The following is an 8,895-nucleotide window of genomic DNA, read 5'->3' on the forward strand; positions in this document are numbered from 1 at the left end:
GGCGTAGGCGCTGACCACCACCGGCTGAACGGACGAGGGTCACTGACCGTCTACTCCGGGCGCGCTGCGCTGCCGCTCAGTAACATCGGCGAGGGACGATATTTAAGCGGACCACTCCCCGACCGGATCGAGCAGTCGACATGACGACCGAGCAGACCACGTCTCCCCCTCGGGCCGGTGTCGGCATCGCCGCCCAGGGGCTGGGTCAGCGCGTCCGCGGTGGTCGACAGATCCTGACCGACATCTCGCTGACCATCGCGCCGGGCGAACTGGTCGCGATCATCGGTGCCAGCGGCGCCGGCAAGACCACCCTGCTGGAGACCCTCGCCGGGGTACAGCAACCGGCGGCGGGCACCGTGACCTACGACGGCATCACCGCGGCGGGCGCCATCGGTCTCGTTCCGCAGGACGACATCATCCACCGTGAGTTGCCGCTGGCCCGCACCCTGCGGTACGCCGCCCGACTGCGCCTACCCTCTGCCGGCCCGACCGAGATCGCGGACCGGGTTGCGGAGGTGCTCGCCGAGCTGCGGCTCACCGACCGGGCCGCCACGCCCGTCGGCCTGCTCAGCGGCGGCGAACGCAAGCGCGCCAGCATCGCCGTCGAGCTGCTCACCCGACCCGGCGTGTTCTTCCTGGACGAGCCCACCTCCGGGTTGGACCCGGCGATCGCCGTGGAGCTGCTCCGGGTGCTCCGCGCGCTCGCCGACGCGGGAGCCTCCGTCGTGCTGACCACCCACCAGGTCACCGACGTGGACCACTGCGACCGGGTCGTCGTGCTCACCCGTCAGGGCCGGCTGGCGTTCGCCGGCACCCCCGCCGCCGCCCGGGAGTTCTTCGGCCTGCGGTCCCTCGTCGAGGTGCACCTCCGGCTCGACGAGGCGACGCAGCCCGCCGAGTGGCCCGATCGCTTCGCCGGGCACCGCGACGCCGAGCAGTCGGGCCTGAGCACCGACGATGGTGACATCGCCGAGCAGTCGGGCCTGAGCACCGACGATGGTGACATCGCCGAGCCGTCGCGCCGTGGCACCGACGATGGTGACGTCGCCGCGACCCCGCCCCGGCGCGTCGGCCGGCTGCGCCAGTGGGCCGTCCTCACCGCCCGCAACGCGGAGATCGTCGTCCGCAACCGGCTGACCCTCGCGATCCTGCTGGGCTCGCCGCTGATGGTGCTCGGCATGTTCGCGCTGTTGTTCCGTCCGGGAGCGTTCGAGCCGACCAGACCCAGCCCGACGGTGACCGTGATGATCCTGTTCTGGATCGCCTTCGGCGGTTTCTTCTTCGGGCTGACCTACGGGCTGCTCCAGATCTGCACCGAGCTGCCGATCCTGCGCCGGGAACGGCTGGCCGGTCTCCGGCTGGCCCCGTACCTGTTGGCGAAGGTCGCCGTGCTGCTGCCGCTGCTGGCCCTGGTGGACCTGGCCCTGCTCGGGGTGCTGCGCGGCATGGACCGGCTGCCGCCGGTCGGTGGCGCCGACTTCGCCGCCCTGTACGCGACCCTGCTGCTCTCCTCGGCGGCGGCGCTCGCCCTCGGCCTGCTGTGCTCGGCGGCCGTGTCCGACGCGGCCCAGGCGACGCTCATGCTGCCGATGCTGTGCTTCCCACAGGTGCTGTTCGTCGGCGCGATCCTGCCGGTGCCGGCGATGGCGGTCGGCGGACAGCGGCTCAGCTACGCGATGTCGAACCGGTGGGCGTTCGAGGGCTTGGGGCACACCGCCGGGGTGGAGCGGCTCTGGCGCGACGGCGGCTCCCCGCTCGGCCCGCCGCTGCTGGCCACGTACGGCGACAGCTTCTCCCGGCCGGTGTGGGTCGACTGGCTGGTGCTCGGCGGGTTCGTACTGCTCTTCCTTGGTGCCACCTGGGCGGTACTGGTCCGACGGGGTTCCGGTCGTGCGTCCTGAGCCGATCCCGCACGCCTCCCCCACGGCGCTGCCGGGATACGCCGCCACCGGCCAAATCGACGAGCTGCGCGCCACCGAGTACCGACACCTGGACACCGACGGGCAGGTGTACCTCGACTACGCCGGGGCCGGGGTGGCCGCCCAGGCCCAGATTCGCGCCCATCACGACCGGCTGCTCGCCGGCCTGTTCAGCAACCCCCACTCGGAGAACCCCACGAGTGTGGCGGCGGGCTCGCTGGTGGAGTCGGCGCGACGCGAGGTGCTCGCCTTCTTCCGCGCCGACCCGGCCGAGTACGCGGTCGTCTTCACCCCGAACGCCAGCGGCGCCTGCCGGTTGGTCGGCGAGGCGTACGACTTCGGGCGGGCCGCGCCGCTGGTGCTGACCTGGGACAACCACAACTCGGTCAACGGCATCCGCGAGTACGCCCGGTCGTCTGGCGCCTCCGTCCGCTACGTGCCGCTGAGCGGGCCGGAGCTGCGGGTCGCCGAGTCGGACCTGGTCGTGGCGCTCGACACCGGCCGGGGCGGCCTGGCCCGTCGGTGGGGTCGGTCCGGTCGGCGCGGGCTGTTCGCCTATCCGGCGCAGAGCAACTTCTCCGGGGTGCAGCACCCGCTGGGCTGGGTGGAGCTGGCCCACCAGCGGGGCTACGACGTGCTGCTCGACGCCGCCGCCTTCGCGCCGACGAACCGGCTGGACCTCAGCGTCGTCCGCCCGGATTTCGTGTGCCTGAGCTGGTACAAGCTCTTCGGCTACCCCACCGGGGTCGGCGCGCTGCTGGCCCGCCGGGCGGCGCTGGCCCGGTTGCGCCGGCCCTGGTTCGCCGGCGGCACGATCCGCGCGGTGAGCGTGCAGGGCGACTGGCACCGGCCGATGGACGACGAGTCGGCGTTCGAGGACGGCACGCTCAACTTCCTGAGCATCCCGGACGTGGAGTTCGGGTTGCGCTGGCTCGACTCGATCGGCGTGGATGTCGTGCACGCCCGGGTCGGCCTGCTCACCGAATGGCTGCTGGAGCGGCTGGCCACCCTGCGGCACGACACCGGCGGGCCGCTGGTTCAGGTGTACGGGCCGACGACGGGTGCGGGGCGCGGTGGCACGGTGACGTTCAACCTGCGCCACCCGGACGGCACGCTGGTCGACGAGCGGCTCGTCGCGCGGGAGGCGGCGGGGGCCGGCTTCTCCCTGCGTACCGGCTGTTTCTGCAACCCGGGCGCGGGCGAGGGCGCGTTCGGGATCAGCCGGACGTCGACGCGGCAGCGGTTGTTGGCGGGGGTCGACACGATCGACCAGTACCTCGCCGCGCTGCGTCTGCCGACGGGCGGCGCGGTCCGCGTCTCGTTCGGACTGGCCTCCGCGGCGACCGACGCGGAGCGCTTCGTCGCCTTCGTGCAGTCGACCTATCTCAACCGGAACGTCGGTGCCGAGTCACCACTGCCACCTCGGCTGCGCTGCTGACCTGCCCTATCGCTCCGGCTAGCTGACCTGGGCCACCGGCGCCGGGCGCTGCTTGATCTCCTCCATGAACGGGAACCGGGCGGTCAGCTCGGCGAAGGTCAGGCCGGCCCGCCAGGCCGCGGCCACCTGGGCCACCTGCACCAGGTCCATGACGTCACCGCGGGCGAGAACCTCCCCCGAGACGCGAATGTCAATCATGAAGTAGCGGGCCTGCGAGCCCAGCCCCACGCAGACCACGCCCTCGTCGGAGTGCAGCTCGGCGCAGGTGAACCGGGCCCGCCCCTGCTCCGGCGCGGTCACCTGGCCGACATCGAGCCCGTGGCGGCCAGCGGTTTCGACAAGTGCGGGGGCCAGACCGCCCTGCTCGACCAGATCCGGGTAGAGGCGCACACCCAGCGCCGTCGACGCCTCGCTCATGACTGACTCCCACTTCCTTGTGACAGAGACCAGCAGCGCGCAGGTTACGGGAACGTTTCCAGCACGCCTCGTCATCCTGTCCCGGGTGGACGCCCCACGGCAATAGGAAGGGTCGATTCGACCGCTATCGAGTAACCCTCGGCCGCGCCGAACTCCTTCGATGGGTCAGCGCCGTCCATCTCGGAGGCATCGATCAGCCTCACCGCGATGACGGGTCCGCCGCCCAGCCGCTCACTGCCCAGCATCGGGCGGTAACGGACGGTCGTGATATTGGAAACACTCTTGACAGAAGGACACGATATCGACATGCTTCGCTCCAGAGAGCGCTCTCTACCTGGTAAACCGCCTCCACCCCCACGCTCAGGAGCCTCCCGTGTTCACAGCCCGGCCCAGCCTCCGCTTCCGCCCCCTCGTACTCCTGGCGGTCGCCCTCGTCGCGACCACGACGGCGCTCGTCGTCCCGGCGCACCCCGACCGGGCCGAGGCCGCCATCGGCCCGATCAGCTGGCAGGACGAGTTCAACTCCCCCGCCGGCACGCCCGTCGACCAGAACAAATGGCGGTTCGACATCGGCGGCGGCGGCTGGGGCAACAACGAGCGGCAGTACTACACCAACAGCACCAGCAACGCCGTCCACGACGGCCAGGGCAACCTGGTCATCACCGCCCGCCGGGACAACCCCGCCAACTACCAGTGCCACTACGGGCGCTGTGAGTACACCTCGGCGCGGTTGCTGACGGCGGCCACCTTCACCCAGACGTACGGGCGCTTCGAGGCCCGGATCAAGATCCCGCGTGGTCAGGGCATCTGGCCGGCCTTCTGGATGCTCGGCACCGGCGGCGGGTGGCCCGACGCGGGCGAGATCGACGTCATGGAGAACATCGGCCGGGAGCCCAACACCGTCTACGGCACCGTGCACGGGCCCGGCTACTCCGGCAGCGGCGGCATCACCGGCAGCCGCACCCTCGGCGCACCGCTCGCGGACACCTTCCACACCTACCGGGTGGACTGGGAGCCGAACGTGATCACGTGGTACGTCGACGGGGTGCAGTACCACCAGGTCAATCCGGCCCGGCTCGGCGGCAACCGCTGGGTGTTCGACCACCCCTTCTTCATGATCCTCAACGTGGCGGTCGGTGGTAACTGGCCGGGCTACCCGGACGGCTCGACCCAGTTCCCGCAGCAGATGCTCGTCGACTACGTCCGGGTCTCCAGCTACACCTCGGGCGGGGGCGACCCGGCTCCCGGCACCAGCCGGATCAGGGGGGCGCAGAGCGGTCGCTGCATCGACATCCCCGGCGCCGATCCGGTCGAGGGCGCCAAGCTCCAGATCTGGGACTGCAACACCACCGCGGCCCAGAGCTGGACCTTCGCCTCGGACGGGACCATCCGCGCGATGGGCAAGTGCATGGACCCGGCCTGGGCCGGCACCGCCAACGGCACCGAGGTCAACCTGGTCAGCTGCAACGGCAACACCGCGCAACGCTTCACCCTCAACGCCGCCGGCGACCTGGTCAACCTCAACGCCAACAAGTGCGTGGACGTCCGGGAGGCCAACCCCAACAACGGTGGCAAGCTGCACCTGTGGGACTGCCTCGGCGCCGCCAACCAGAAGTGGTCCCGCATCTGAGGACACGAGCATCGGTGAGTGGGCCGTCCGAGAACATTCGGGCGGCCCACCGTCGTACGCGGGCCTCCGCAGACCGGATTGGCGCGATGAGCGGGGAGGCCAGGCTCACGCACACTATGTTCGGATTAGTCCAGAATCCGGCAGTTCCGGGAGTGAGCTCATGTCGCACCACCTTGATACGCCCCTCGCCGCCCAGGGCGGTCAGCTCTACATCGACGACCTGTACGTCTTCGACGGTGACCGCGCCACCGTGTTCGTCATGGACGTCAACAGCTCGGTGACCAGGGCTGACATCAAGCGCGGCTTCCACGCCGAGGCGCGCTACGAGATCAAGATTCACATCAACGGTGCCGAGGTGGAGGACCTGACATACCGGTTCGCCTTCGGCGAGCCGGACGGCGACGCCCGGCAGGCACTCCAGTTGTACGAACTCCCCGGAGCGGACGCCCGCGACGACGCCGCCATGGGCACCCCGATCGTCAAGGGGCGAACCGGAGAGGTGACAATCGGCGGCAACGTCCGGATCTGGGCCGGGCGGATCACCGACCCCTTCTTCATCGACCTCGACGAACTCGCCACCATCAACGGCGCGGTCAAGAACGGATCGCGAGTGGATCGCTCGGCGTGGCGGGTCGACCAGGCCAAGAACAGCTTCGCCGGCAACACCGTCGAGTCGATCGTCCTTGAGGTCTCCCATGACGAGCCACTCCTGCGCGACGGCACCGAGATCGGCGTCTGGTGCCGCACCATGCTCGCCACCGACGCCGGCGGATGGCGCCAGATCAACCGCGCCGGCCACCCGATGATGTGGCCGATCTTCTGGCCCCACGACACCGACTTCTCGAACCCCGCCAACTTCCGGCACCCCGGCAGCGACCTGGCCGAGGGCGGCGAGGAGATCGCGAACGCGGTCGCCGGGGTCGTCAAGGCGAACGGCACGGCACCGGACCCACAGGCGTACGGCTGGAGCGTCGCCCGGCAGCTCTACCCCGACCTGCTGTCGTACCAGGTCGGCACGGCCGCGAACTTCGGCTTCGCGGTCCGCAACGGTCGCACCCTGGCCGACAACGCGCCCGAGGTGATGTTTTCCCTGGTCCTCAACACCGGCACCACGTCCGGCCTCACCTCGGAGGTCACGAAGGGCGCCCGTGCCGCCTCGTTCCCGTACGTGGTCCCGGCCTGACATGGCCGGCGTCACGGGAGAAAGCTGGCGGGTACCGGAGCGGGCAGAAGCGGACCGACCTCCTCGGTCACGTCGAGGAGGTCGGTCCGCTGAGACTGGAAGCTGTCAGCCCTCGATGTCGCGGGGGTCACGGCTGCGGGGGTAGGTGTTCTTCTCCCCGATGGTGCCGTCCTGCTTCTTGATCACGTGTTCGACGCCGCGGTCGGCCGCCATCTCGCGGCCCTGGGCCTGCGCGTCGGCCTTCACGTCATGCGTGCTGCTGGCCCGCTCGTGACCCTCCGGCTTGTTCTTCCACTGCCCGTCCTCGTGGTACGTCTCGACGTCACCCTTGGCCATGGCCGGCTCCTCACCTGCGTCTGAACTGTCCCCCGAATCAGTGCCCCGAGCCGCGCCGGGCAAACCGCCGTCCTCAGGAGACGGCCGGACAGTTGTTGCTCACCCGCCGCAGGATCTGTTCGCGTTCGTCGGTGGTGATGCCCGACGGCGTACCGTCGAAGTGGGTTTCGACCTTGTCCCAGCCGCGGCGCTGCTCGTAGTGCAGGTGCGGTGCGCCGGAGTTGCCGGTGCTACCCAGCCGCCCGATCTGGTCACCCTGGGCGACCTTCTGCCCGACCGTGACCATTGGCGGTTCGAGCATGTGCAGGTACTGCGTCTCCCACTTGCCGCCGTGGTCGATCTTCACCCAGTAGCCGCCGCCGCGCCCCCGTGGGCCGTCCGGGTTCTCCGGGGTGCGGTCGCCCAGCGACCCGTTGATGCCCGCCACCGTGACCGTGCCGGCGTACGAGGCGAGCACCGGCCGCCCCCACGCCTCACCCTCGATCGGGAAGAAGTCGACGTCGTAGTCGTCGTGGCCGGGGTAGGTGCTGAGCTGCCACGTCTCGCCGCACGCCACCGGCATCTGGAAGAGCGGGCGAGGCCCGGCCGGTCGCAGCATCGGCACCGCCACCACCGCGATGCCCAGCACGGCCGCCACCGCGACGAGCGCGAGGAGGACGCGGATGGCGCGGCGGCGCGGGCGGCGGTGGGAACGGGCTCGGATCGGGCGGCCGGTCGTCACCGGACCGAGCATGGCAGATCCCGGCAACGTCCCGACGCCGGGCCGGCCACGGCAAGGGTGACATTGCAGTCGCATCGTGAACACGCTACGGTCATATGCAATGCAGTCGTATTGCAACGAGAGTGGGCTCCCATGCACGTGATCGCTTTGTCCGAGGTGACCGCCGCCATGACCGATCTCGTCGGCGGCAAGGCGGCCGGGCTGGGCGAGCTGATCCGGCACGGCGAGCGGGTCCCCGACGGTTTCTGCGTCACCACCGAGGCGCACCGGGCCGGCGTCGTCCCCACGGCCGAGGTCGTCGCCGCGTACCAGCGACTCGGCGCGGGCCCGGTGGCGGTGCGCTCCAGCGCCACCGCCGAGGACCAGCCGGACGCGAGCTTCGCCGGGCAGCAGGACACCCTCCTCGACGTCACAGGCACCGACGAGGTGATCGCCGCCATCGAGAAGTGCTGGGATTCGCTGCACGGCGAGCGCGCGACCGCCTACCGCGACGCCCACCAGATCGATCATCGGGCGGTGCGGATGGCCGTCGTCGTGCAGCGCATGGTCACCCCCGCGGTGGCGGGCGTGCTGTTCACCGCGAACCCGCTGACCGGCCGCCGCGACGAGATGGCGGTCGACGCCGCCCCCGGCCTCGGCACAACAGTGGTGGACGGCGCCACGACCGTCGACCACTACCTCCTCGACGACACCGCGCGCGACGAGGCCGGGTGCCTGACGTCCGGGCAGTTGGCCCGCCTACGCGCCACCGGCGAGCGGTTGCAGGCCCACTTCGGCTGCCCACAGGATGTCGAGTGGGCGATCGACGCGGAGGACGAACTGTGGCTGCTCCAGTCCCGGCCGATCACCAGCCTGTTCCCGGCTCCGCCGCCGACCGACAAGCCCCTTCCCCGCGTCTACCTGGAGTTCGGGCACGTCCAGGGCATGCTGCAACCCGTCACCCCGATGGGCATGTCGACCCTGCGGACGCAGATCGCCGCGATGCTCGCCGCGCTCGGGATACGGGTCGAGATCGTCGACATCGGCGGACGTCTCTACGGTGACCTGTCCGACCTCGCGCGGGACAGGTCGTCCCGCAAGCGACTGGTGAAACTCCTGGCTGTCGACTTCGGGCCGCGCGCCCAGGCGGTGATGCAGCACGTGCTGGCGGATCCCCGGTTCGCCCCGACCAGCGGCGGCGTCAGGCGCGGCGGGGCACCGGGGGCGGCGTCGCTGCGGACGGCCGGCCGCGCGGAGGTGGGGATCCTGCGG

8 protein-coding genes are annotated in these 8,895 nt (G+C 70.8%); 5 read left to right on the top strand and 3 right to left on the bottom strand.

Translation table 11 applies throughout. The annotated features are described in order from the left end of the window. Positions 1-140: 140 nt before the first annotated feature. Entirely contained in the window at positions 141-1,901 is a 1,761-nt protein-coding gene (locus ABZU52_RS10065) for an ATP-binding cassette domain-containing protein (RefSeq protein ID WP_354970698.1), read from the top strand. After that, positions 1,891-3,357: an aminotransferase class V-fold PLP-dependent enzyme gene (locus ABZU52_RS10070; RefSeq protein WP_354970699.1), complete on the top strand. Its 1,467-nt coding sequence runs from the start codon at positions 1,891-1,893 to the stop codon at positions 3,355-3,357. The genes ABZU52_RS10065 and ABZU52_RS10070 overlap by 11 nt, the downstream gene beginning before the upstream one ends. Before the next feature lie 18 nt (positions 3,358-3,375). Here the strand turns inward: ABZU52_RS10070 and ABZU52_RS10075 are convergent, their stop codons facing one another. Next, on the bottom strand, positions 3,376-3,774 hold the full coding sequence (locus ABZU52_RS10075; protein WP_354970700.1) for a hypothetical protein: 399 nt from the start codon (positions 3,772-3,774) through the stop codon (positions 3,376-3,378). A gap of 373 nt (positions 3,775-4,147) precedes the next feature. Here ABZU52_RS10075 and ABZU52_RS10080 point away from each other — a divergent pair, with 373 nt between their 5' ends. Continuing rightward, positions 4,148-5,404, top strand: a complete 1,257-nt coding sequence (locus ABZU52_RS10080; protein WP_354970701.1) for a family 16 glycosylhydrolase — start codon at positions 4,148-4,150, stop codon at positions 5,402-5,404. Positions 5,405-5,564: 160 nt separating this feature from the next. Further along, positions 5,565-6,587: a DUF4331 family protein gene (locus tag ABZU52_RS10085; RefSeq protein WP_354970702.1), complete on the top strand. Its 1,023-nt coding sequence runs from the start codon at positions 5,565-5,567 to the stop codon at positions 6,585-6,587. Between the two features lie 105 nt (positions 6,588-6,692). Here the strand turns inward: ABZU52_RS10085 and ABZU52_RS10090 are convergent, their stop codons facing one another. Both ABZU52_RS10090 and ABZU52_RS10095 read right to left on the bottom strand, forming a co-directional pair. Next, positions 6,693-6,923: a DUF2188 domain-containing protein gene (locus ABZU52_RS10090; protein ID WP_238643562.1), complete on the bottom strand. Its 231-nt coding sequence runs from the start codon at positions 6,921-6,923 to the stop codon at positions 6,693-6,695. A gap of 73 nt (positions 6,924-6,996) precedes the next feature. Next, positions 6,997-7,656, bottom strand: a complete 660-nt coding sequence (locus ABZU52_RS10095) for a M23 family metallopeptidase (RefSeq protein ID WP_354970703.1) — start codon at positions 7,654-7,656, stop codon at positions 6,997-6,999. 120 nt (positions 7,657-7,776) lie between these two features. On the opposite strand from ABZU52_RS10095, the gene ABZU52_RS10100 reads away from it, so the two are divergent. Then, positions 7,777-8,895: PEP/pyruvate-binding domain-containing protein (locus ABZU52_RS10100; RefSeq protein WP_354970704.1), on the top strand; the 1,119-nt coding region annotated here is incomplete at its 3' end.

Source organism: Micromonospora sp. NPDC005220 (assembly GCF_040607895.1).
Taxonomy (GTDB): domain Bacteria; phylum Actinomycetota; class Actinomycetes; order Mycobacteriales; family Micromonosporaceae; genus Micromonospora.